Raw genomic sequence first — 23,946 nt, 5'->3', positions numbered from 1 at the left:
ATGCCAGCCACGCGCGCGCTGTTTCGAGAAGACGCCTACATGAACAACGTCACCGGCCGGGTGATCGGCCATACGCCCGAGGGCGGGGTGGTGCTGGACGCCAGCGTCTTCTACCCCACCGGGGGCGGGCAGCCGGGCGACAGCGGCCGCTTGCAATGGGACGGGCGCTCTCTGGACATCGCCACCACCGTGAAGGGCGAAGAGGGGGCCATCGTGCTGGTGCCCGGCGAGCCGAGCCCGCTGCCCCCGCTCGGGGCGGAGGTGCTGCAACGGCTCGACTGGGAGCGCCGCCACCGCCACATGCGGATCCACACCGCGCTGCACCTGCTCTCCGTGGTGATTCCGCTGCCCGTGTCCGGCGGTGCCATCACTGCCGAGAAGGGGCGGCTGGATTTCGACATGCCGGAGGCACCCGAAGACAAGGAGGCCATCGCCGCAGCGCTCAACGCGCTGATCGCGCGGGATCTTCCCGTGAGCGAGACCTGGATCACCGATTCCGAACTCGCCGCGAATCCGGGCCTGGTCAAAACCATGTCGGTGATGCCGCCGATGGGGGCAGGGCAGGTGCGCCTCGTGCGGATCGGCGCCGGGGACGGGCAGGTGGACCTGCAACCCTGCGGTGGAACCCACGTTGCCTCGACGGCCGAAATCGGCCCGGTGCGGCTGGGAAAGATCGAGAAAAAAGGCCGTCAGAACCGCCGCGTGAACCTGTTTCTCGACAGCTGACCCAGACGTTGCCTTCCGGCACGGAACCCACGCAAAAAAATGGTGTTTCCCCTCTTGCATCCCGGTTCGGATTGAGGGTAAACCCCGCCCCAACGGAGAGGTGGCCGAGTGGTCGAAGGCGCACGCCTGGAAAGTGTGTAGGCGGGAAACCGTCTCCAGGGTTCGAATCCCTGTCTCTCCGCCACTTGCCTTTCTGAAATCGCTCTCCCCATACGGACGCAGCCGGATTTTTCCGTTGTATTCGAGGGTTATGCGGGAGGGGCTGTTCACCTTGCCCGGCGCGAGACAGCCGAAATTGGTCTCTCAGAGCCGATATTCTCTGCACCTGTTGACTGCGCCGATCTGGTGAATTTCTCGCAAGCCACTGATTGAGCGTGAAAAATCTGTAACGCAACCTGAACACTTCGATGCCGGTCGCGCCACGGAGAAACGACCGGGGTCGGACGTTCGCCAGCCATGCCAAAGCCAGGCATCGTTCCCTGCCCGGTTCGCCCGGTGCGCGAAGCCCTGCCGTTTCAGCCTGGTTGTGTCCCGGCGCTGCAACACACCTTGGCGAGCGGGCGTTCAGCGGGCATATATGGCTCATGTCATTGATCAAGTCGAAAAAACGGGTCGCGGACCACGGCGAGGTATTCACGCCCGAATGGCTGGTGGACGCCATGCTCGATCTCGTCAAGGATGAAGCCGAGCGTATCGACTCGCGCGTCCTGGAGCCCGCCTGCGGGAGCGGAAACTTCCTTGTCCGGGTGCTGCAGCGCAAGCTTGCGACCGTCGAGCTGAAGTTCGGCAAGTCAGAATTTGAGCGCCGGCACTATGCCCTGCTGGGGCTGATGTGCTGCTACGGGATCGAGCTTCTGGCCGACAACATCGCCGAGTGCCAGACGAACATGCTGGGCGTCTTCGCCGACTATCTGGGCCTTGACGAGGCAGCTGACCTTCATCGCGCCGCCGCTTACGTCCTGTCTCAGAATCTCGTTCATGGGGATGCCCTGACGATGAAAACCCAGGCCGGCCAGCCCATCAACTTCGCCGAGTGGGGCTATCTGGGCCGGGGCAAGTTTCAGCGGCGCGATTTCCGGCTGGATGTTCTGACCGGCGCGTCCTCGTTCAGCGCCGAGGACTCGCTCTTCGCGCATCTGGGCAAGCACGAGCTTTTCACCCCGCTCAAGACCTGGCCGCCGATGACCGTGCGCGACCTCGCCGCCCAGCTTGGCACCGAACCAAAGGAGGTGGCATGAGCCTTCAGGCCTCGTTCGCCCTGCGGGGGCGAAACCCGGATGTGCTGACCTGCATCGCCAACCTCTCCAACGACGAGGTGTTCACGCCGCCCGAGTTCGCGAACCGCATGCTCGACACGCTGGCCGAGGCCTGGGCGGCGGATAATGGCGGCGCCAACCTCTGGGCCGACAGCAGCGTCAGGTTTCTTGACCCCTGCACCAAGTCCGGCGTGTTCCTGCGCGAGATCACCCGCCGGCTGGTGAAGGGGTTGGAGGACGAGATCCCCGACCTGCAGCAAAGGGTGGATCACATCCTCACGAAACAGGTTTTCGGCATCGGCATCACCCGGCTGACGGCGATGCTGGCGCGGCGCAGCGTCTATTGCTCGAAACACGCGACGGGGCCGCATTCGATCGCGCGCGGCTTCGAAAGCGACGACGGCAACATCTGGTTCGAGCGCACCGAACACACATGGGTGGGCGGCAGGTGCAATTTTTGCGGGGCGAGCGAGACGACGTTAGAGCGTGGAGAAGGGCTTGAAACCCATGCCTACGCATTCATCCACACGGATGACACCAAGGCCCGAATGGCCGAGCTGTTTGGAGGCGACATGCATTTTGACGTGATCATTGGAAACCCGCCATATCAGCTTGACGATGGCGGTCATGGGACAAGCGCGGCCCCCATCTACCAAAAGTTCGTCGAGCAGGCGAAAAGGCTGGCCCCCCGCTATTTGACGATGGTCATTCCGTCACGCTGGTTTGCGGGCGGCAAGGGGCTTGATGATTTCCGCGAGGCCATGCTCTCTGACAAGAGCCTGCGCTCCATCGACGATTTCCTCAGCGCGGCGGATGTGTTTCCCGGCGTCGGGCTCAAGGGAGGGGTCTGCTACTTCTTGTGGGATCGCGACCATCCGGGCCTGTGCCGTGTCTCGACCCATTTCAAGGACTGGCCCGTGTCCACCGCGGTCCGCCCGTTGCGCGAGGAAGGCACAGACATCTTCATCCGTTTCAACGAAGGGGTGTCCATCCTGCGCAAGGTCATCGCGCGCGAAACCGGACAGGATAGGGTGCTGGCCCTGCCCGAAGAGCGGCGGTTCGTTCGCTTGGTGAGTTCACGCAAACCCTTCGGGCTGGAAACAAAATTCAAGGGCCGGGCGGCAAGAAGAACCGACCGTGACCTCTTGGTGTATCAGAACGGCGGGACAGGTTTCGTTACGCGCGAGGAAATAGGCGCGGGGCTTGAACTGATTGACAAGTGGAAACTTTTTGTTGGTTGAGCCGCGCCCGGAACCGGAAACCGCGACACCTATCCGCATCGGATCATCAGCACGCCCTTTGTTGCAGGTCCGGGGACGATCTCATCCGAGACCTATTTGTGCATCGGCCCGTTCGATACCCGCGAAGAAGCCGAAAGCGCGCTGTCCTACCTCAATTGTCGGCTGACGCGCTTCCTGATCCTGCTACACAAGCCTTCGCAGGACGCTACCCGCAAGGTTTACACCTTCGTTCCTGCGCAAACATGGGACAGGCTCTGGACCGACGCCGATCTGTATGAGCGCTACGGCTTGACGAAGGACGAAATCGCCTTCGTCGAAAAGATCGTTCGACCCATGGGCGGGGACGATGAATAAACGCACCATCGACGAAATCCTCACGCCAAAACCCCAAGCCCGCCCGCGCATCTATGCCTACAGCATCGATGACGCGGCCCATGCGGGCTTGTTGAAGATCGGGCAGACGACGCGCGATGTGCGCGCCCGGGTGGCCGAGCAGTTGCGCACCGCCGCCATCAACAACTACCGCATCGAATTGGATGAGCCGGCCGAGCGCGAGGATGGCACCACCTTCACCGACCACGAGGTGCGCGCGGCGCTGGAGCGCAAGGGGTTCGAGCGGGTGCAGGGCGAATGGGTGCGCTGCACGCTGGCCGATCTGCGCACCGTCCTGACAGAGCTGCGCACCGGCCAGCGGCTTTCGGGCACGCATCACCAGACCTTCCCGATGCGCCGCGAGCAGGCCGAGGCAGTGCGGCTGACGCACGAATACTACCTCTCCCGCTGGGCCGAGGACATGCACGCCGTTCCGCGCTTTCTGTGGAACGCCAAGATGCGCTTCGGCAAGACCTTTGCCACCTATCAGCTGGCGAAGCGGATGGGCGCCAAGCGCGTGCTCGTCGTCACCTTCAAGCCCGCCGTGGCCGACGCCTGGCAGAGCGATCTGGAAAACCATGCCGATTTCCACGGCTGGCAGTTCCTGTCGCGCGCCACCGGCGGCGATCCGACCCAGATCGACCCGAAGAAGCCGGTGGTCTATTTCGGATCGTTTCAGGATCTGCTGGGCAAGGACAGGCTTGGGAACATCAAGCCCAGGAACGAATGGATTCACCTCGTCAACTGGGATCTCGTCGTCTTCGACGAGTATCATTTCGGCGCGTGGCGCGACACCGCGAAGGAACTGTTCGAAGGCGAGGACGAAGCCGTCATCAAGAAGGAAGAGAAGCTCGAATATGCCAGCGAGCTGGATGTCGTGAACGAGGATCTGAACGTCCTGTCGCAGCCGGAAACCGAATTCCTGCCGATCACGACCAAGGCCTACCTGTATCTGTCGGGCACGCCCTTTCGGGCATTGGCCACCGGCGAGTTCATCGAAGAGCAGATCTTCAACTGGACCTATACCGACGAACAGCGGGCCAAGGCCGAGTTCGCGCGCGACCATCCCGGCGAGTGGAACCCCTACGCGGCTTTGCCCGAGATGCGGCTTCTGACCTACCAGATGCCCGACGAACTGCTCGCGGTTGCCAGCGCCGGAGAGTTCGACGAGTTCGATCTCAACGAGTTCTTCGCGGCAACCGGCCGGGGAGCGCGCGCCCAGTTCAAGCACAAGGACGAGGTGCAGAAGTGGCTGGATATCATCCGCGGCCAGTATCTGCCCAAGGCAACCGAAGCGCTGAAAACCGGAACCAAGCCGCCGTTCCCCTATTCTGACGTTCGGTTGCTCCCCTATCTGCAGCACTCGTTCTGGTTTCTGCCGAACGTGGCGTCGTGCCACGCGATGGCAAACCTGTTGGCCGAGCGGCAAAACACCTTCTGGCACGCTTACAAGGTGATTGTCGCGGCGGGCGCGGAAGCCGGGATCGGACTCGAGGCGTTGCAACCGGTGCGCAAGGCAATCGGCAGCGGGTTCGATACCAAGACGATCACGCTGTCATGCGGAAAGCTTACGACCGGCGTGACAGTGCCGCAGTGGTCGTCCATCCTGATGCTGCGCAACCTGAAGTCGCCCGAGACCTACTTCCAGGCGGCGTTCCGTGTTCAGTCGCCGTGGTCGATCAAGAACCCGAACGGCGACGACCCCAACCAGGAGGAGATCCTGAAGCCGGTCTGCTTCGTGTTCGATTTTGCCCCGACCCGAGCGCTGCGGCAGGTTTCTGAATACGGCATTGGTCTTTCGCCAAACGAAGGCAATCCGGAACATGCCGTGAGGGATCTGGTGGCTTTCCTTCCGGTGCTCGCCTACGACGGCGCCAACATGACCCAAGTGGATGCCGGCGGCATTCTCGATATCGCCATGGCCGGCACATCAGCAACGTTGCTCGCCCGCAAGTGGGAAAGCGCGCTGCTCGTCAATGTCGACAACGACACGCTTCGGCGGATCATGGACAACCCCGAAGCGATGGCCGCAGTCCAGCGGATCGAAGGCTGGCGTGCGCTCGGCGACAACGTCATCGAGACGATCATCAACAAGAGCGAGAAGGTCAAAGAGCTGAAGAAAAAGGCGAGAGATGGCGATCTGACGGAGCACGAGAAGAAGGAGCTTTCCGACGAGGAGAAGGAGTACAAGTCCAAGCGGAAGCAAATTCAGGAAAAGCTGATCAAGTTCGCCACGCGCATTCCCGCGTTCATGTATCTGACGGATTTTCGAGAGAACACGCTTCAGGACGTCATCACGAGGCTGGAGCCTGATCTTTTCCTCGCCGTAACCGGACTCACGGTCCAGGACTTTCACCTGCTTGTGCGGCTGAGGGTCTTCAACACTGAGCAGATGAACCAGGCAGTATTCGCCTTCCGCCGCTACGAGGACGCCTCGCTGCGGTATACGGGTATCGAAAGCCATGAGGGCTTGCGGCACTATGGGCTTTACGACACCGTCGTAGCGAAGGAGTGATCAATTACATGGTCCTTGGCCGGCTCGGGAATTGATGTCGTGGATTGTTCCTTGTCCCTCCCACTCCACCGGAAACCCCTCCAGCAACCGTCCCAGCGTCACCTCCGGCCCCTGCTTCCCATCCAGGATCGCCTCGACGATGTCGGGCGCAAGCAGCGTGAGGCGCAGCACGCGGGTCATGTAGGACGGCGCGATGCCCTCGCGCTCGGCCAGTTCGGAAATAGACGCGAACTCGCCCGATTCCAGCATGCGCTTCCAGCGGAAGGCGCGGGCGAGCGCCTTGATGAGGGTGTTGTCGGTTCGGCGCTGAACCGGCGCGCCGTCGGGAAGCTGCACCTCCTTGCGACCGCCGCGCTTCACAACGCAGAACGGGACGTGGATCGTGACGAAGTCGGGGGTGGCGGTCGGTTTCATGCGACTTGTTCCCTATTGCCCGCCATCATCTCACGCGCGAGCCCGTGGAGCCCGTCCACCCGCAACCGGATGTCGAGCCCCTCGGTGCCGATATCGATATGTTCCACCAGTAGGGCCACGATGCGGGCCTGCTCGGCGGGGAAGAGTTCGTCCCACAGCGGGTCAAGCTGCTGCAGCGCGGTGCGGGCGTCGACTTCGGTGATGTCGTCGGCGTGAGCGCGTGCCGCCTTCCATGTCCCTACAACGACCTCGGGCTGGCGGAACACGGCGCGGAGTTGGTCAATGACGGCGGCTTCGATCTGACCCGCCGGAATGCGGCCGATGGGGCAAGACCCGGCGCCATGCTTCAATACCGTCTGGCTGACGTAGTAGCGGTAGAGCTTGCCGCCCTTGCGGGTGTGGCTCGGCGAGAACGCCGCGCCATCCGGCCCGAAGATTAGCCCCTTCAGCAGCGCCGGCGTCTCGGCGCGGGTGCGCGCGGCGCGCTTGCGGGCGCTTTCCTGCAAAATGGCGTGGACGCGGTCCCACGTTTCGCGGTCGATGATGGCGTCGTGCTCGCCGGGATAGCTCTGCCCCTTGTGCACCGCCTCGCCTATGTAGGCGCGGTTGTTCAGCATCCGGTACAGGTATTTCTTGTCGATCCGGTTGCCGCGCGGGGTTCGGATGCCGCGCTTCGCGACCTCGCGCGCCAGTTCCGTGCCCGAGCCGATCTCGAGGAAGCGCGCGAAGATCCAGCGGACATGCTCGCCACGCTCATCGTCGACGACCAGCTTCCGATTCTCGACGCGGTATCCGTAGGGCGGCACGCCGCCCATCCACATCCCCTTCTTCCGACTGGCGGCGACCTTGTCGCGGATGCGCTCGGCGGTGACCTCGCGCTCGAACTGGGCGAAGCTGAGCAGGATGTTCAGCGTCAGCCGGCCCATTGAGGTGGTGGTGTTGAAGGACTGCGTCACAGAGACGAAGGTCACGCCGTTGCGGTCGAACACCTCGACCAGCTTGGCGAAGTCCGCGAGCGACCGGCTGAGCCGGTCGATCTTATAGACCACGACGACGTCGACCAGCCCGTCCTCGATATCGGCGATGAGCCGATGCAGGCCGGGCCGGTCCAGCGTCCCGCCGGAGATGCCGCCGTCATCGTAGCGGTCGCGCACGAGCACCCAGCCTTCGGAGCGCTGGCTGGCGATATAGGCCTCGCAGGCCTCCCTCTGCGCATCAAGCGAGTTGAACTCCTGCTCCAGCCCTTCTTCCGAGGATTTCCGGGTGTAGACGGCGCAGCGGCGTTTGATCTTCATGTCCGTCATGCACGTCTCCGCGATTTCAACCCGAAGAACACCCAGCCATTCCAGCGCGTGCCGGTGATGGCGCGCGCGATCGCCGAGAGCGACTTGTAGGGCCGCCCCTGCCATTCGAAGCCATCGGCGGTGACGGTGACGACATGCTCGACGCCCTGCCATTCGCGGATCAGGCGCGTGCCGGCGATGGGCATGGTGTCCGCCCGAACGCGGCTCTTCTTTCGGTCGCCGCCGTCGAGTTCCTCGCCGAGCCGCTCCAGCCGCTTGACCGTCTCGGGCTTCAACCCGCCATAGGCGAGTTCCTGGATGCGATAGGCGAGCCGGCTTTCCAGGTAGCGCCGGTTGAAGGGCGGCGGCTCGCTGTCGAACAACTCGCGCCACTGGGCCTTCAGTTCCGGGGTCTTCATGGTCTTCAGCGCGGCCAGGCGCGCGGGAATGGGATCGTGTGTGTTCATGCGGTCCTCCGGTTGGTTGGACCCGCACTACCGCTCCGGTCGCGTGAGTTGTGTAGCGGAAATTCTCCTTCTCTCTCGATATGTTGCCCGTTCTCCCGCATCCGCAGCCTGACCAGCCCGGCGGCCAGCAGGCGACAGAGTTCCGCCCGGCGTTCGACCGGGGTCATTAATGGGGGCGACAGGGGATTGGGGCGTTTCATGGGATCACGGTGTGCCTTCCTGGGAGATTCCCATGAGAAAAGCCATCCGCGGCGCCGGAATGGGACGGGTGCCACGCCAAACAGAACGTAATGCGAACATTTTTGCTTGTGCTTCCGACAGCGCGCCACAATTATCTGAGGTTGAGTCGCTGTCGAGCAGCTATTGGTTGAGGTGAGTTCATGCCCCGCGCCGATTACCCGGAACGATCAGATTGTCAGGCTATCGTCACGCTTGCCCCCCACGTCTCGTCTGGGCGCGGCTCCGTGCACAATTTGAACGATCGCGACAATGATCCCAGGACAATGCGAGCGACCCCCGCGTTTTGCGGGCGAGTTCTTGCGCGTTCGCATGGTCGCTATTTCCACTTCCCGGAGACTTGAATGGTACGAACCCCGACCAAGTCCTGCCCGAATCTCTCCCGCCTGTTTGCGGAGGCAGAACCCGCGCTCCTGGCCTCGTTTCTTGAGAGCAGGGCCTTCGACAGGCTCAACTGGCTCGCGAAATACAGATTTGGTTCGGAGGACACGGACGGTCCCTCGACCGCCAGCGAAATGCTGAACCGCGAGAATATGGAGCGGTTACGGCCGCTGGACGATGAGGCTGCGCGCGTCGTGACGATCGCCAGCGACCGGGGAGATTTCGTGCTCGAAGGACTTGCCGAGTCGAAGCTTGAACCGGAACGCGCCAGGAGACTCCTGAACCAGCGGGACGCCCTGGCGCGAAGTCTCTGGGCCTATACGAATGAACTGGCGCTGTTCGAAGCGGCCGAAAACAGTCTGCATTTGCGGCTCTACCGGCGCTACGACAAGCATTACCAGACCTTCATGGCTGAGCCTTCGCTCGACGGGGCTCCGGAACCGGATGACGCGCGGCTTCAAGGTCTGCTGGACGAGATCAAGGAAGCCCTCGATCGGGGCGACGGCTACAATATCGAAAAGTATGAGCTTCCCGAAGAGGGCGACGAGCCCGCGGCCGAGATGTTTCTGCTCTATCATCCCGATCGCCCGGCCAGCGTTAGGGAAATCGACGAGGAAGGCAACCGTTCGAAGCTCTATTTCCGGCCGCCCGGCGAGGCGATGATCGTCTACACGCCGTCGACTGGGCGCGTCCATGTGCGCGCGGGAAACAGGAAGCTGCGCCACCTTATTGCCGAACGCTTCATCGAAACGGCGCTGTCCCAGAACTACTCCAACCAGCCCGTCGATTTTCAGGCCTACGACATCTCCCGGTTCCGCAACGGCTTCGAACTCGATCTGCCGGAAATGGACGATGCGGTCGTTCTCCGCGCTCGGGTCATTCGCGCCGATATCAGCATCGGCAATCTCGCAAATCGCTTGTCGCTTTCCACGACGATTGACCAGGACATTTCCGAGATCATCGAAACGCAGCCGGGGTTGTCGCGGATATTCGGTCGGGCGGTGGCGATACGCTTCATCGAGATCGCGGTCCGGTATCGCCGCCCGGGGAGAACAGAGTCTCAGACGCTCGATTTCACGCTTACGGACCGGAACACGACCAGTCTGCTCAGCGTCGACGATCCTTTTGAAAGGGTTCTTGGGCACCGTCTGCTGCGCCATTGGGGCATCCTGCGCGAAGGTCGCGCGCCGACACCTGCCGAGACAATGGCCGCAATTCCGGCCTTGCTGGCTCTGTGGGACATGGGCTTCGACAGGGTCAGCGGCGCGTGGCTCCTCGACCGCAATGTCGATGCGACGCTTCTGACCGAACTCGGCTTTCTCGTTCCGGCTGGATGGGAAGGCGATGACCTGATCGACGACGAGGACGAAGTCGGTCCGGCCACCGCCGAGGTCGTCGCGACCCCTGGAAAGGTGGACCTCAAGGTGAGCGAAGGACAGGCGGCTCCGGGCGGCAACCCCGAACGTTACAGAATCTACCGGGTGCGTGACGGTTGGGTCGCAGAACACCTCCGCGCGCGGCTCGTGGAGGTGCTCGATACCCCGGCCGCCGAGGAACTGTCGCGCCACCTTTGGTATCTCGGAACTTTGGCGACCGACGGCGGTGAAGCGCCGGTATATCTCGCGCGCTCGCTGGACCAGGAAAAGGTTCGCTCGGCGGTCGATACCCAGCTTCGTAGCCGGAGCCATCTCGGCATCGGGTTGGTTCTGCAGGCCGGCAACGCGCCCGGTCCGTGCATTGGGGCTAATGTACTCACACCACTGGCCGAACACATCGATGGCCACGCCACCGAGATCAATCTGATCGCCGACAAGCTGCGGGCAGTCTTGCGCCGTGATCGCGTTCTGGCCCAAGGCGGGCAATCCGTTCGGCTGGAAACGACTGGCGAGAACTCGGGAACGCTATTTGTTCCTGGCAAGGGTTCGATCGACATCATTGGAAATCATCGACTGCTGGTCATCCAACGTCTTGTTGATGCGCACAACAACGGACCGGCGCCAATCAAGACAGAAGATCTGGTCAAAGGCATCGAAGGCCAATCCCTCTCGAATATCTTTGGCGCGCCTTTGTGGAACAAGCTCAAGGCCGGCTTTGTTCGGAGCGTTGGCAAGGGGAAGTGGGAGATCGCTCTCTGACGGCCAACTCCGATCCGGCTCCTGTTCGGGGTTCTGACAAACTCCGATTCTGACGTTCATGAGGAGTGCTCACTCAGCAAGAGGAGCATTTCCATGCCGACTCCCCACTTTCAGCGCGGACACGCGCACCCGACCGGCCAGGCGCGCCGCGCGGCCGGCAATCCCGATCACTCCCACACTGAATGGCGCTGCACGCGCTGCGACAAGCTGCTCGGCATCCGCCGGGGCGGCCAGCTGCACCTGCGCTTTGCCCGGGGCCACGAATATTTCGTGAGCCTGCCCGCCGTCGCCACCTGCCGTGGCTGTGGCACGCTGAACAAGGCGCCGTCGCCCGCGCTCTGACGCGGGCGCCCCCTCTCATCCCCGCAATCGAAGAGACGCGCGACGTCCTGACCTGGCCACGAGAAGGCGCCCGACGCCTGGCCGAAAGGCAGACGTCCGATGTCCTTCGAATGGCACGAGATCCACGACAGCCTCGTGATGACGACCAATACCCTGAGTTTCCAGAAATCTTTCGAGACCCTGCGGCACCGCGATCCCGCGCTCGGGCGCTTTACCGACCCGGCGGCGCTTCTCGACATGCTGCACGCGCGCGCGGGCTGCGCCGAGCGGAAAAACCGCATCCTCTGGGCCCTGGTGGCCGCGGCGCAAGGCGATGACCTCACTTCCGACGGCGCGGTGACGCTCGCGCTGCTTGCGCTCTGGCCGGGGCTCGACGCGGTGCGTCGGCGGCTCTCGTGGCGCAAGTCCGGTCGCCCCGACGAGGTATCCTCCGAAGTCCTCGCGCGCGCCACCGAGACCCTGCGTGGACTCGATCTCGATCGGGTCAGCCGGATCGCGGCGACGGTCTTGCGCAATGTCGAGCGCGACGCCCTGCGCGCGCATTGCCGCGAGGCCGCCCGGGCGCTGGTCGCCGCCAACGTCGAGGCGGAGGAATTGGCCGCGTCGACTCCAGGTGCCGCAGCCATCTTCCTGCGCCGAGATCTCGGACGGCTCGTCGGTCGCGACGCCGATCTCGTCCTGCGGGTAGCGGTCGAGGGTTTCACCCAGCGCGAGGTGGCCGGAACGCTTGGTCTGTCCGAGGCCGCCGCGCGCAAGCGCTATCAGCGGGCCACGCGGCGGCTGCGGGAGGCATTCGATGAATTTGTCTGAGCGCATGTCCCGTTTGGCGGGTCCGGATGGCTTTTCCCTCTCGAACGGTCCGCGACGGTCGCGGGCCCAATCGAGGAACGACCCGATGAAGGATCGCCATCGCCCACCTGCCGGAGAACTCATCCGCATCCCGGGGCTCTACCGCCGCTGGGAACTGCCCGAGGTGCTCCGCGGGCACCGCACCTATCGCATCGAGAAGGCAGGCGCACACGAGGACGGAACGCCGCTTGTCGCGCTCTACACCGATGCCCCGGGCCCCGCCGGGACGTCTGCCGGAAGCGATGCGTAGAGGCAGGACATGGGAGTGACCGTCATGCCCCACACCGCCTTCATCACTGTTCGCGCCGCGCGCCCGCTCACGGATATCGAGTTCTGCGCCTGGGTGGGCCAGGCCGCACCCGGCGACCGGCTGGAATACCACCAGGGTTTTCTCGGGATCGACACGATGGCGGGCATGTCGACCCTGCCCGACAGGGATCGCCAGCGCCTCGCGGCGCTCGCCTCGGCCGCCTTCCGCGCCTGCGAGGCGGGGCTCGTGCATCTCGTGCAGGAGCGCCTCGGCCCCGACCGCTTCGCCTATCTCGCCATCGCCCGGCCGAAGCCGCGCGCAACGTCCGTGCCGCTCGAGCGCCTGCTCGCCGAGCCGGAGGCCGCCTGATGCACGACTTTCTCGATCACTTCGCCAATCATGGAGACCCGTTCATGCCTTTCCCTGACAATGCGCCCAAGCCCGACGATCTGCCCGGGCTCGACCCCAACGAGATCGCTCAGATGCCCGTCGATCTTCTCGCCATCCTGCAGCACGAGGTGGACGAGCGCCTGAAGCAGTCAAAGGCCGCCAAGGCCCGTCTCGATGGGGCGCTGACCATCCGCTACGCCACCCGCGCCGAGGAAGCCCGCCGCACGGCCGGCAAGGACACCGGCACCGTCAGGCTGGACGACGGCGACTTCACCGTGGTCGCCGACCTGCCCAAGCGCGTCGACTGGGACCAGGAACAGCTCGCCGCCATGGTCGAGCGCATTCGCGCCGCGGGCGACGATCCCAGCCAGTACATCGACGTCACCTACAAGGTGCCCGAGCGCAAATACGCGGCATGGCCCGAGGCGATCCGCCAGGGCTTCGAGCCGGCGCGGACCGTGAAGACCGGCGCGCTGAAGGTCGCGATCCTGCCGCGGGAGGGTGCGCAATGACCGCGATCGCCCCGATTTCCTCCGAGGCCCAGGACCTTCCCAGCCTGATCGATCGCGCCGCCAGCACGCTGGCGGGGGCCAAGACCGCCGCCGAGGTTCTCGAGGCGCGCGACATGGCGGGCCTTGCCTACGACGTGGCCAAACGCGCCGCCCGGTTGCAGCGGGCCAAGAGCGCCCATGACGATCTCGTCGCGGCCGCCCATCGCGCGCAGGCTCACGCGCTCGAGATCGAGGCACGTGCCAAGCGTCGGCTTGCCGACGAATACGATGCCGCGCAGGCCCGCGGTGACGTGGCCTCCGGTCGACCCAAAAGTGTTGAGAACGGTAACACTTTTCAGGCAACGGCATCCGATCTCGGCCTGCGCCGCGACCAGATCCACGAGGCCCGCCAGATCCGTGACGCCGAGGCAGCCGAGCCCGGCATCGTCCGACGCGTTCTGAACGAGCGCCTCGAGCAGGGCGAGGAGCCGACGCGCGCCGCTCTGCGCAAGATGGTGCTTGACGCAGCCAGGCGGGGGATGCGCCCGCAGCGCCCCGCCGGCCGCCGCAATCCCCTCCATGTTCCACCGACGCCCGAGCGCGCCGCCTGGCAGCATGTGACCGGCACGTTTCGGGCATTTGCCGAATGGGCTTCGGACGAGAACCTCGCTCTCGCCCGGCAGGGCATGCGCGAGGCGCGGGACGACCCGTTCCACCATCTCGACGCCCGGGCCATCCACCGCGGCGCTGCCGTTTTCACGAAAATCAAGGAGTGGCTCGATGCTGAATAGTCAATCGGCGGCCTTTGCCGCCGCCGTCTGGGAGGTTGCTACCCGCGTTGGCAACAACGCGCCCAGGATCGCCGACGAGATCATGGAGGCGGCCTTTCCGCTGACCTGTTCGCAGGCGCGCGAGGAAGGCGCGTTGCGCATGCTGCGCACCGGCATCGTCTCGGAGGTCAAGCGCATCCTGCGCAATCGCGACGACGGGTCGGGTCAGGCGGATTTCTCGGAGATCTGCGCGGCCTTCGCGCCCCTGGTGAAGGACCTGCGCTCGAAATCCTATTTCGTCGAAAGCGCCGCGGAATACGTCGCCATCCCGGACCTCATCGCGGACCCCGAACTGCTCGACGACGCGCGGCGCTTCATGCGGCGCAAGGGCATCGAGTGTCTGGCCGAAGCGGATCGACTGGACGCGCTCTACGCCGCCGTGACCAGCAGTGATCCCGTTGCAACGTGCAAGCCGCAGGAGGTGCCGGCATGACCCTTCCCATCATCACCGCAGATGAGCGGCTGGCCGAGATGCGTGGCGTGAAGGCCGCGATCTTCGGAGCCAGCGGCGCGGGAAAGACCACGCTGTTGCGAACCCTCAAGGCAAGCACGACGCTGTTCTTCGATCTCGAGGCCGGCGATCTCGCCATCGAGGGGCTGGCAATCGACACGATCCGCCCGCGGACATGGCGGGAATGCCGCGACTTCGCGGTGTTCATCGGCGGCCCCAACCCGGCGCTGCGGAAGGACCAGCCCTACAGCCGGGCGCACTATGACGCGGTCTGCGTGAAGTTCGGCGATCCGGCCGCGCTCGACAGGTACGACACGATCTTCGTCGACTCGATCACCGTCGCCGGTCGGGTCTGCTTCCAGTGGTGCAAGGGCCAGCCGGAGGCACATTCGGACAAGACCGGCAAGCCCGACGTGCGCGGCGCCTACGGGCTGCACGGGCGCGAGATGATCGGCTGGCTCACGCATCTCCAACATACCCGGGCGAAGAACGTGATCTTCGTCGGCATCCTCGACGAGAAGCTCGACGACTTCAATCGCAAGGTCTTCGTGCCGCAGATCGAGGGCTCCAAGACCGGGCTGGAACTGCCGGGCATCGTCGACGAGGTGCTGACGCTGACTTCGTTGCCCGACCAACAGGGCGAGCCGCGGCGGGTCTTCGTCTGCCAGACCCAGAACCCCTGGGGTTATCCGGCCAAGGACCGCTCCGGTCGTCTCGACCTGCTCGAGCCGCCGCATCTCGGCCGGCTCATCGAGAAGATCCGCCAGCCGCTGCCGATCGATGCGCGCCCGCTCGTCACCGATGCGCCGCGCATCCCGGCGCCCGCCGCGACCCCTCAATCCGATCCCACCAACTGAAAGGACCCCACGCCATGACCGGTCTCTGGAACGATTTCAATGACGCGCAATCCAACGCCAACCTCATCCCCAAGGGCACCCTCGCCAAGGTGCGGCTCACCATCCGCCCCGGCGGCTTCGACGATCCCTCGCAGGGCTGGACCGGGGGCTATGCGACCCGCGGCTCCACCGGTGCGGTGTATCTCAACGGCGAGTTCACCGTGCTCGAGGGCCCCTATGCCCGGCGCAAGATCTTCACGCTGATCGGGCTGTACAGCCCCAAGGGGCCGGACTGGGCCAACATGGGCCGCAGCCTCGTCCGCGGCATGCTGAACTCGGCGCGTGGGATTTCCGACAAGGACACCTCGCCCGAGGCGCAGGCGGCGCGCCGGATCAACGGCTTCGCCGATCTCGACGGGCTGGAGTTCGTCGCGCGCATCGACATCGGCACCGACGCGATGGGCGAGGAGAAGAACGAGATCCGCGCGGCGGTCACGCCCGACCATCGCGACTATGCGCAGGTCATGGGCACGGCGGGCCACGGCTACCAGCCGCCATCGCCGCCCGCGCCGCAGCCGGCGGCGGCACCGCAGCAGCAGACTGCTCCGGCAGTGCCGGGCCGTCCGGCCTGGGCTGAGTAGAGGGGCGTCCGATGCGGCTTCGTCCCCGCCAGAAAGTCTTCGTGGAGCGCAGCCTCGCTGCGCTCTCGAAGCACGGCAACACGCTCGGCGTCGCGCCCACGGGATGCCATGCCCCGGGCACGTTGATCCTCATGCATGACGGTTCCGTCAGGCCAGTGGAAGACATCGCGGTCGGCGATGTCCTCATGGGACCGGGCAGCACGCCTCGGCATGTTCTCGAACTGCATCGTGGCCGGGACCAGATGTTCGAGGTTCGGCCGCTGAAGGGCGATCCCTTCGTGGTCAATCTCGGTCACATCCTGACGCTCGTGCGCACGAATGAAGGGCACAACAAACGCGGGACCAACCGCGAAGGTCAGCTTGTCGATATCAGCATCGCCGATTGGCTCGCAGCGTCTGACCATTTCCGGCATCTGCACAAGCTCTTGCGCATGCCCGTGGATTTCCCCGAGAGGGAAACACCCGACCTGGACCCGTACATGCTTGGCGTGATCCTCGGCGACGGCAGCATCATCCGCAATGTGTCGATCACCACGCCGGACGTGGAAATCGTCGATGCACTCTACAAGTTCGCCGCCGGACAGAGCCTGAGGCTCAGATGCGAGCAACTGCCCGACAACGCGGCCAATACCTATTTTTTCGTCGATGACCGCGATCATCACAACGCGCTGATCGACCAACTGCGCAAGCTCGGACTTTACGGAAGGACCACCGGCGAGAAGTTTCTGCCCGACGCCTATCGCCTGGGATCGCGGGACGTTCGCCATGCGATCCTTGCGGGCCTGCTCGACACGGATGGGCACCTGGTGAACGGACGCTGTTTCGAGTTCGTCAGCAAATCTTCCCGACTGGCCCGGGACGTGGTCTTTGTCGCACGCAGCCTCGGGTTTCTCGCAACCTCTGCCGAGAAGGAGGTTCGTGGCAACATTTACACCCGTGTTCACATTTCGGGCGACCTCGACCTGATCCCGACGCGGGTGCTGCGCAAGCAGGCGCCGCCACGCAAGCAGAAGAAGAACGTCCTGCGCTGCGGGTTCACCGTGCATCCGGTCGGCGAAGGCGAATACCACGGATTCACGGTCGATGGCGATCATCGCTACCTGATGGGGGATTTCACCCTCACGCACAATTCCGGCAAGACCATCATGTTGTCCGCCGTTGCGGGTGAAATGGTCGCGGGCGGCGCAAAGGCCTGCGTTCTGGCCCATCGCGACGAGCTGACAGCCCAGAACCGGGAGAAGTTCGGCCGGGTCAATCCCAGCATCACCACCTCGGTGGTCGATGCCGCCACGAAGGACTGGTCGGGCCAGGTCACCTTCGCCATGGCGCCGACGCTGTCGCGGGCTTCCAATCTCGCCACGATGCCGAAGCTCGACCTGCTGGTGATCGACGAGGCGCATCACGCGGTGGCCGACAGCTATCGCCGTATCGTCGACCGCGTCCGCGACACCAACCCGGAGGCCCGCATCTTCGGCGTCACGGCGACGCCCAATCGCGGCGACCGGAAAGGGCTGCGCGAGGTCTTCGACAACGTGGCCGACCAGGTCCGGCTGGGTGAGCTGATCGCCTCGGGCCACCTGGTGCCGCCGCGCAGCTTCGTGATCGACGTGGGCGTGCAGGAGCAGCTGCAAAAGGTCCGCAAGACCGCCCTCGATTTTGACATGAACGAGGTCGCCGACATCATGGACCGCGCGCCGGTCACCGACGAGGTGATCCGCCACTGGCGAGAGAAAGCCGCCGGTCGCCCCACCATCGTCTTCTGCTCGACCGTTGCCCATGCGGCCCATGTTGCCGAGGCCTTTAACGCGGCGGGCATCCCGGCGGGGTTGATCCATGGCGAGCTTTCCGCCGACGAGCGCCGCAACATCCTCGCTGCCTATGCCTCGGGCGAGATCGCCGTGCTGGTCAACGTCTCGGTGCTCACTGAGGGCTTCGACCACCCGCCGACCTCCTGCGTGGTGCTGCTGCGCCCCTCATCCTGCAAATCCACCATGATCCAGATGGTCGGGCGAGGCCTGCGCACGGTCGACCCCGAGGAACATCCCGGCATCGTCAAGACCGACTGCGTGGTGCTGGATTTCGGAACGTCGAGCCTGACCCACGGCACGCTGGAGCAGGACGTCGATCTCGACGGCCGCGATCCGACACCGTGCGTCGCGCCGACGAAGACCTGCCCGGAATGCGAGGCGACGGTCCCGCTCGCAGCCCGCCAATGCCCGATCTGTGGATACGAGTTCCTGAGCGACGGGGCGCCGCCGCTCGAAAGCGTGGTCATGACCGAAATCGACCTGTTGAAGCGGTCGAGCTTCCAATGGGTCGATCTCTTCGGAGACGAGGCGGCGCTGATGGCCACGGGCTTCACGGCCTGGGGCGGCATCTTCTGGCTGGACGGGCTCTGGTATGCGGTCGGCGGCCGGCGGGGCGCGCAGCCCCGGCTTCTCGGGATAGGCGAGCGGGCGGTCTGCCTTGCGCAGGCCGATGACTGGCTGAACGCGCACGAGAGCGACGAGAGCGCCTTCAAGACCCGCGCCTGGCTGCGGCAGGCGCCCACCGAGAAGCAGCTGCAATACCTCTCGCCCGAGCAGCGGCAGGATTACGGGCTCACCCGCTACCACGCCTCGGCGCTGATCTCCTTCCGGTTCAACAAGCGCGCGATCCGACAGCTTGTCAAGGCCGCCGCCACGCCGGAACGGAGGGCGGCGTGAGCCATGTCGCGCAAGTCTCATCCCCGCCCGCAGAGGCTGCGGATCGACCGGGCTTTGATCGCCTCTGGCATCCGCGCCCGGTCCTCTGCGCCGTCTGCACATCCCGCACGCGTGGCTTCGGCTGGTTCGATCCCCACCGGCCGCGCCCAACCCGCACCCAAACCCGCCGCTGGTTCTGCTCCATGGGCTGCCAGGCGGCCTTCACCCGCAAAGCGAAGAAAGGACTGAGCATGGTCGATTTCACCGAGGAGGAAACCCAGGCGCTGCCCGCCGTGATGCGCGTACTCGCGCCCGAGATGGAGCGGATCGGCTGGGATCGGCCGCTGGGCCAGCTGACCCAGAACGACATGCATCGGCTGATCGTCACCACCGTCGAGGCGTTCCGCGCCGAGATGGCCGAGATCGCGAGCCAGTCGGAGATCCCGTTCTGATGCTGGACTTCAACAAGCGGCCCTCGATGGGCGAGCGAATCAACGCCGCCGTGGATGCCGCGCTCAAGGCCGAGAGCGCAGCGACGCCGCCGCGCGACTATCTCGGCGCGTCACGGCTCGGCCATGCCTGCGAGCGCGCGCTGCAGTTCGAGTTCGCGGGCGCGCCGAAGGATGAGGGCCAGGACTTCTCCGGCCGGTCGCTCCGGATCTTCGCGATCGGGCATGAGCTCGAGGATCTCGCCATCCGCTGGCTGCGGGCGGCGGGGCTCGATCTAGTCACCCAGAAGCGGGACGGCGGCCAGTTCGGCTTCTCCGTCGCGGGCGGGCGCATCCGCGGCCATGTCGACGGGATCATCTCCGAGGCGCCGGCGGCGCTGGGGCTGCGCACACCCTCGCTCTGGGAATGCAAGACCATGAACGCGAAGAACTGGCGCGAGACGGTGGCCAAGGGCGTGACCGTCGCCAAGCCCGTCTATGCCGCCCAGATCGCGCTCTACCAGGCCTACATGGAAGCGAGCGTGCCGGGCATCTCGGCCAATCCGGCGCTCTTCACCGCGATCAACAAGGACACCGCCGAGCTGCACCACGAGCTGGTGCCCTTCGACGCCGAGCTCGCGCAGCGCATGTCGGATCGCGCGGTGCGGATCCTGCGGGCCACCGACACGGGCGAGTTGCTGCCGCGCGTGGCCCGGAACCGCGACTTCTTCGAATGCCGCTTCTGCCCCTGGGCCGAACGTTGCTGGGGACTGCCCGGATGAGCAAGGACACCACCGACCCGCCCGAACCACCCGAGGACACCGACATGCGTGACGACAGCACGACCGACCACCCCGAGGCCAACCTCGTTCATTTCAACCCCTGGCGCGACTTCAACGACGCGGCACCGCAAATCGACCCGTTCGGAGACGAGCCGGATCCTGCGCAGATCGCTTCCTTCATGGAGGTGGTGTTTGGCTACTGCGACGGGCTGATCCCGGTGCGCAGCTTCATCGACAAGGGCCAGGGGATCGACGGGCGGCCGCACAACATCTGGATCGCGGCCGACGAGACGGCGCCCCAGAAGATGGCGACCTTCGCGAACTGGGCCGCGCGCGAAGGCGCGGCCGTCTACGTCATTCCCGGCACGGTGACCGAGACCGGCCGGGCCAAGGCTACGGACGTGGCGCAGATGCAGGCCGTGGTCGTGGATATCGACAGCGGCGACATCGCCGCCAAGCGCGCGCATCTCGAGCGCCATCTCGGCCCGCCCACCATGGTGGTGGAAAGCGGCGGCGTCACCCCGGAGGGCCGGCACAAGGCCCACGTCTGGTGGAAGCTCACCGAACCCATCGAGGGCGAAGACATTGCCCGCCTCTGCCGGTTGCGCGGCGACATCGCCGCCAAGGTCGGCGGCGACATGCATTTCCGCTCGGCGCACCAGCCGATCCGGGTAGCGGGCTCGGTCTATTACAAGAACGGCCTGAAGACGCTGGTGCGGATCGTGGAGTTGAACGCGGGTCTCGAGCGCGATCTCGACGAGTTCGCCGAGGCCGTGGCCGACATGCCACCCGCGCCGGGCGTCAACCTGACGCCGGACTTCGCGACGCCTGACAAGCCTGCCGTGGATGACGTTCTGGTCACCCCGGTGCGCGAGGGCGGCATCGACGACTGGTCGCGCTTCGAGGGCGCCTCCGCCGCCATCGGCTATTTCATCCGGCTGGTCCACGAGGGCCGCTTGTCCAAGAGCGAGGGCTGGGAGGCAATCTGCGGCTACAACGCCGCCATGCTGCGCCCCCAATGGCCGGTGGAACGGCTCAAGCGCGAATCCGAACGCCTCTGGGCGCGCCATGTCGAACGCCACGGGCCGCCGCTCATCCGGCTCGACAGCGCCGCCCCCGTGCCCGACGAGCTGCCCAGCTTCACGCTGGGGCAGCTGCTCGACGACAAGAGCCCCATGCCCGCCGACCTGATCGGCCCGCGCGTGCTGACGCCGGGCGGGCTCCTGGTGCTCGGCGGCGCGCCCAAGGTGGGCAAGAGCGATCTCCTGATCGCCTGGCTCGTGCACATGGCCGCCGGGGTGCCGTTTCTCGGCTTCACCCCGCCGCGACCGCTGCGGATCTTCTATCTGCAGGCCGAAATCCAGTACCACTACCTGCGCGAGCGCATGCAGCAGGTCGGCCTGCCGCCCGAGCTGATCGCCGCGGCGCGCGACAACCTGATCGTCACGCCAAAGCTGAAGATGCTGCTCGACGCCGAGGGCAGCGCCCGCGTGGCCGCGGCGATCCGGGCGGCGTTCCCCGACGAACCGCTCGACATCCTCTGCATCGACCCGATCCGGAACCTCTTCGACGGTGGGCCGGATGGCGGCGGCGAGAACGACAACGCCGCGATGATGTTCTTCCTCAAGGACCGGGTCGAGGTGCTGCGCGACCACGTCAATCCCGACTGCGGCGTCATCCTCGTCCACCACACCAAGAAGCTCTCGAAGCACCAGGTGAAGGAGGATCCCTTCCTCGCCCTTTCCGGCGCCAGCGCGCTCCGCGGCTTCTACACGGGCTCATCCTGCACCGGCCCGACGAGGACGCATCGGAACGGAAGCTGGAGATCGAGCTCAGGAACGGACCCGCGCTGAAGCCCAAGCTCGTCGACAAGGTCAATGGCGAGTGGGTCGAGATCAACCCGATGAACGAACGCCTGGTGCGCGCCGAGCAGGGCGCGAAGTTCGATGCCGAACGGGATCGCAAGGGCGAGGTCATCGTCGACATTCTCCACCGAGAGGCGCGCTCGGGGCGCATGTACACCATGACCCTCTTTGCCGAGGCCTTCGAGAACAAGAGCGGCCTCAGCGGCCAGACCAGCATTCGCGAGAGGCTGAACGTCCTGACCACCAAGGGGATCGTCAAGTTCGTCAAGGGGGACGCCGCAAGCGATCTCGGCCTCGCCTCGGATCGCAGCAAGTATGGCTATCTCTGCGTCGAGCACATGGAGCTGGCGACCGGCGAGGAGGCTGTGGATCCGGAGACCGGCGAGGTCACGCGGGTGCATGCCCGCGTGTTTCCGAGCCACTACAAATGCCCCCAAACCGGGGCCGTTCTGCCGGTCGAAAACCCCGCGGTCTGGGTCTATCCGGAAGGGGGTGAGGCATGAAATTCACCGCCCCGGACGCAGCCGAAATCTGGACCCCGAAATCCGAAATCTGGCCAGATTTCGCGAAATCTGAAATCTGCGCGCAATCTGGAATCTGGGTTTTCTGTTGGTTTTTCAATGGGTTGATGCGCCCATTCCAGATTTCGGGCGGGCTGATCCGAAATCTGACCCGCAATCTGGATTTCCTCAATGAAATCATAGGGTTTTGCCAGATTCCAGATTTCGGAAAAGGCACCCCTAAAGGGGTGGGTGGACTCCCCCCGTCAGGTGGGGAGGTCCACCACCCACCCCTGGGCGATTTTGTCCACCGCGATCCTGTCCATCCCTTCATCGTGCAGCCGGAAAAAAGGAGCCTCAAAATGGCCGCACCATCAACCTTTCCATCATCCACCATCCTCGCGCTCGATCTCGGCACCACGACCGGCTGGGCCTTGCGCGGCCATGACGGGCTCATCACCACCGGCACGGTCTGCTTTCGGCCCGGGCGCTTCGACGGTGGCGGCATGCGTTACCTGCGTTTCACGAACTGGCTGACCGAGATCGACCGGCTGTCCGGGCCGGTGGAGGCGATCTGGTTCGAAGAAGTCCGCCGCCACGCGGGCACCGACGCCGCGCATGTCTACGGCGGGCTCATGGCCACGTTGACCGCCTGGGCCGAACTGCGCGGCGTGCCCTACGAGGGCGTCCCTGTCGGCACGATCAAGCGTTTCGCGACCGGCAAGGGAAACGCCAACAAGGACGCCATGATCGCGGCCGCCCGGGCGCGCGGCTTTAGCCCCGCGGACGACAACGAGGCCGACGCCATCGCGATCCTCATGTGGGCGATCGAGACAAAGGGAGGGCTGGCATGAAGGCGATGAAGTTCACCCCGCCGGGCTATGGCGGTCGGCGACGCGATCCCGATGAGGTCAAGCGTGACGGCTGGCGGGAGCAAGGCCTGCTGGCGGTGTCGGTTGACGATGACCGCCTGACCTGGCCCGAGCGGGAACTGGTGCGGCAACTGGGTGAGAAGCTTTATGGCAAAAGGCAGAAGCGACATGGCTGACTGGACGATGTCACGGGTGCAGGACCGGCTGGAACTGGCGGCCGACGTCTTCGCGCAGATGCCAACCGTGAAGCCGCAGGGCTATTTCAACGCCTGGCCGGAGTATTTCCACAGCTTCGCCGATCAGGTCGGCCAGGAGCCGCGCATGCGCCGGCCGCGCCCGAGCCCGCGCCAGATCACCCAAGCCGAGGAAGCAATGCTCTGGCTGCGCTGGCTTGAGAAGGACGACGCGCGCATCGTCTGGCTGAGGGCCAACCGCAAACCGTGGAAGCCGATCTGCTGGGAGGTGGGGCTGAGCCGCCCCGCCGCCAACCGCCACTGGCAATACGGGATCGCGCTCATCACCTGGCGGCTCAACGGGCGCGTGCCGCCCGCGAAGCGATCGAAGCGCTTCGTGATCGAGAACGCCGACCGGCTGTCAAGAAAAATCGTCCTGTGAGGGAATTTTCGGAGAGACATCGGGAAGGGTTCACCGAACCCGGGCCAAGGGATACAAACCGGATATGCTCGGGAGAGGCGCGCGCGGGATGAC

Annotated in this window: 26 protein-coding genes and 1 tRNA gene; 24 read left to right on the top strand and 3 right to left on the bottom strand. The window is 65.0% G+C overall.

Annotated elements, in window-relative coordinates; translation table 11 throughout:
- The 6 genes from PSA7680_RS03825 to PSA7680_RS03805 all read left to right on the top strand — a co-directional run bounded on the left by PSA7680_RS03825 (position 1) and on the right by PSA7680_RS03805 (position 6,110).
- Positions 1–726: an alanyl-tRNA editing protein gene (locus PSA7680_RS03825; protein ID WP_085867324.1), complete on the top strand. Its 726-nt coding sequence runs from the start codon at positions 1–3 to the stop codon at positions 724–726.
- Between the two features lie 94 nt (positions 727–820).
- Positions 821–910 (top strand) — tRNA-Ser (locus tag PSA7680_RS03820).
- A 406-nt stretch (positions 911–1,316) separates the two neighbouring features.
- Positions 1,317–1,964 carry an N-6 DNA methylase gene (locus PSA7680_RS03815; RefSeq protein ID WP_217808320.1) on the top strand — a complete coding sequence of 216 codons (648 nt, stop codon included), beginning with the start codon at positions 1,317–1,319 and terminating at the stop codon, positions 1,962–1,964.
- Entirely contained in the window at positions 1,961–3,223 is a 1,263-nt protein-coding gene (locus PSA7680_RS03810; protein ID WP_217808319.1) for an Eco57I restriction-modification methylase domain-containing protein, read from the top strand. Before PSA7680_RS03815 ends, PSA7680_RS03810 begins: the two co-directional genes overlap by 4 nt.
- A 96-nt stretch (positions 3,224–3,319) precedes the next feature.
- A complete protein-coding gene (locus PSA7680_RS18820) occupies positions 3,320–3,577 on the top strand; it encodes a hypothetical protein (protein WP_217808318.1) in 258 nt (85 codons plus the stop codon).
- Positions 3,570–6,110, top strand: a complete 2,541-nt coding sequence (locus PSA7680_RS03805) for a GIY-YIG nuclease family protein (RefSeq protein WP_085867322.1) — start codon at positions 3,570–3,572, stop codon at positions 6,108–6,110. The genes PSA7680_RS18820 and PSA7680_RS03805 overlap by 8 nt, the downstream gene beginning before the upstream one ends.
- Here the strand turns inward: PSA7680_RS03805 and PSA7680_RS03800 are convergent, their stop codons facing one another.
- Genes PSA7680_RS03800 through PSA7680_RS03790 form a run of 3 tightly spaced genes read right to left on the bottom strand, consistent with a single transcriptional unit; the run spans position 6,111 to position 8,274 of the window.
- Complete coding sequence (locus tag PSA7680_RS03800) at positions 6,111–6,524, bottom strand: ParB/RepB/Spo0J family partition protein (protein WP_085867321.1); 414 nt, start codon at positions 6,522–6,524, stop codon at positions 6,111–6,113. It abuts the gene before it with no gap.
- Complete coding sequence (locus tag PSA7680_RS03795; RefSeq protein WP_085867320.1) at positions 6,521–7,828, bottom strand: recombinase family protein; 1,308 nt, start codon at positions 7,826–7,828, stop codon at positions 6,521–6,523. The genes PSA7680_RS03800 and PSA7680_RS03795 overlap by 4 nt, the downstream gene beginning before the upstream one ends.
- Positions 7,825–8,274 (bottom strand): DUF2924 domain-containing protein, encoded by a 450-nt coding sequence (locus tag PSA7680_RS03790; protein ID WP_085867319.1) that lies wholly within the window; start codon positions 8,272–8,274, stop codon positions 7,825–7,827. Before PSA7680_RS03790 ends, PSA7680_RS03795 begins: the two co-directional genes overlap by 4 nt.
- A 581-nt stretch (positions 8,275–8,855) precedes the next feature.
- Between PSA7680_RS03790 and PSA7680_RS03780 the strand changes: the two genes are divergently transcribed.
- From PSA7680_RS03780 to PSA7680_RS03700, 18 genes are all read left to right on the top strand, one after another.
- Positions 8,856–11,027, top strand: coding sequence for a hypothetical protein (locus PSA7680_RS03780; RefSeq protein WP_085867317.1), 2,172 nt, complete (start codon positions 8,856–8,858; stop codon positions 11,025–11,027).
- A gap of 93 nt (positions 11,028–11,120) precedes the next feature.
- Positions 11,121–11,369: a hypothetical protein gene (locus PSA7680_RS03775; RefSeq protein ID WP_085867316.1), complete on the top strand. Its 249-nt coding sequence runs from the start codon at positions 11,121–11,123 to the stop codon at positions 11,367–11,369.
- A 99-nt stretch (positions 11,370–11,468) separates the two neighbouring features.
- Entirely contained in the window at positions 11,469–12,179 is a 711-nt protein-coding gene (locus PSA7680_RS03770) for an RNA polymerase sigma factor (RefSeq protein WP_085867315.1), read from the top strand.
- An 85-nt stretch (positions 12,180–12,264) separates the two neighbouring features.
- Positions 12,265–12,468, top strand: a complete 204-nt coding sequence (locus PSA7680_RS03765; RefSeq protein WP_085867314.1) for a hypothetical protein — start codon at positions 12,265–12,267, stop codon at positions 12,466–12,468.
- A gap of 9 nt (positions 12,469–12,477) precedes the next feature.
- A complete protein-coding gene (locus PSA7680_RS03760; protein ID WP_176244074.1) occupies positions 12,478–12,837 on the top strand; it encodes a hypothetical protein in 360 nt (119 codons plus the stop codon).
- A 44-nt stretch (positions 12,838–12,881) separates the two neighbouring features.
- On the top strand, positions 12,882–13,370 hold the full coding sequence (locus tag PSA7680_RS03755; protein ID WP_085867354.1) for a hypothetical protein: 489 nt from the start codon (positions 12,882–12,884) through the stop codon (positions 13,368–13,370).
- Positions 13,367–14,140, top strand: a complete 774-nt coding sequence (locus PSA7680_RS03750; RefSeq protein WP_050475374.1) for a hypothetical protein — start codon at positions 13,367–13,369, stop codon at positions 14,138–14,140. Before PSA7680_RS03755 ends, PSA7680_RS03750 begins: the two co-directional genes overlap by 4 nt.
- Positions 14,130–14,612 (top strand): hypothetical protein, encoded by a 483-nt coding sequence (locus tag PSA7680_RS03745; protein ID WP_085867313.1) that lies wholly within the window; start codon positions 14,130–14,132, stop codon positions 14,610–14,612. The genes PSA7680_RS03750 and PSA7680_RS03745 overlap by 11 nt, the downstream gene beginning before the upstream one ends.
- Positions 14,609–15,487 (top strand): ATP-binding protein, encoded by an 879-nt coding sequence (locus PSA7680_RS03740; protein WP_085867312.1) that lies wholly within the window; start codon positions 14,609–14,611, stop codon positions 15,485–15,487. Before PSA7680_RS03745 ends, PSA7680_RS03740 begins: the two co-directional genes overlap by 4 nt.
- A 14-nt stretch (positions 15,488–15,501) precedes the next feature.
- The gene (locus PSA7680_RS03735) at positions 15,502–16,107 is read left to right on the top strand and encodes a hypothetical protein (protein ID WP_085867311.1); all 606 of its coding nucleotides are present in this window, start codon (positions 15,502–15,504) and stop codon (positions 16,105–16,107) included.
- A gap of 11 nt (positions 16,108–16,118) precedes the next feature.
- Positions 16,119–18,812 (top strand): Hint domain-containing homing endonuclease, encoded by a 2,694-nt coding sequence (locus PSA7680_RS18915; RefSeq protein ID WP_085867310.1) that lies wholly within the window; start codon positions 16,119–16,121, stop codon positions 18,810–18,812.
- A gap of 230 nt (positions 18,813–19,042) precedes the next feature.
- A complete protein-coding gene (locus tag PSA7680_RS03725) occupies positions 19,043–19,243 on the top strand; it encodes a DUF6511 domain-containing protein (RefSeq protein WP_139838545.1) in 201 nt (66 codons plus the stop codon).
- On the top strand, positions 19,243–20,001 hold the full coding sequence (locus PSA7680_RS03720; protein ID WP_085867308.1) for a PD-(D/E)XK nuclease family protein: 759 nt from the start codon (positions 19,243–19,245) through the stop codon (positions 19,999–20,001). Before PSA7680_RS03725 ends, PSA7680_RS03720 begins: the two co-directional genes overlap by 1 nt.
- Positions 19,998–21,854 carry an AAA family ATPase gene (locus tag PSA7680_RS03715; protein WP_245824431.1) on the top strand — a complete coding sequence of 619 codons (1,857 nt, stop codon included), beginning with the start codon at positions 19,998–20,000 and terminating at the stop codon, positions 21,852–21,854. The genes PSA7680_RS03720 and PSA7680_RS03715 overlap by 4 nt, the downstream gene beginning before the upstream one ends.
- A 50-nt stretch (positions 21,855–21,904) precedes the next feature.
- A complete protein-coding gene (locus PSA7680_RS18910; protein ID WP_245824430.1) occupies positions 21,905–22,369 on the top strand; it encodes a hypothetical protein in 465 nt (154 codons plus the stop codon).
- Positions 22,366–23,220: a crossover junction endodeoxyribonuclease RuvC gene (locus tag PSA7680_RS19175; protein ID WP_442439562.1), complete on the top strand. Its 855-nt coding sequence runs from the start codon at positions 22,366–22,368 to the stop codon at positions 23,218–23,220. The genes PSA7680_RS18910 and PSA7680_RS19175 overlap by 4 nt, the downstream gene beginning before the upstream one ends.
- Entirely contained in the window at positions 23,217–23,414 is a 198-nt protein-coding gene (locus tag PSA7680_RS03705; RefSeq protein WP_244274633.1) for a hypothetical protein, read from the top strand. The genes PSA7680_RS19175 and PSA7680_RS03705 overlap by 4 nt, the downstream gene beginning before the upstream one ends.
- Positions 23,407–23,853 (top strand): DUF6362 family protein, encoded by a 447-nt coding sequence (locus tag PSA7680_RS03700; RefSeq protein WP_050475367.1) that lies wholly within the window; start codon positions 23,407–23,409, stop codon positions 23,851–23,853. The genes PSA7680_RS03705 and PSA7680_RS03700 overlap by 8 nt, the downstream gene beginning before the upstream one ends.
- Positions 23,854–23,946: the final 93 nt, after the last annotated feature.

Source organism: Pseudoruegeria aquimaris (assembly GCF_900172235.1).
GTDB classification, from domain to species: Bacteria; Pseudomonadota; Alphaproteobacteria; order Rhodobacterales; family Rhodobacteraceae; genus Pseudoruegeria; species Pseudoruegeria aquimaris.
This window is presented reverse-complemented; position numbering and strand designations above follow the sequence as displayed.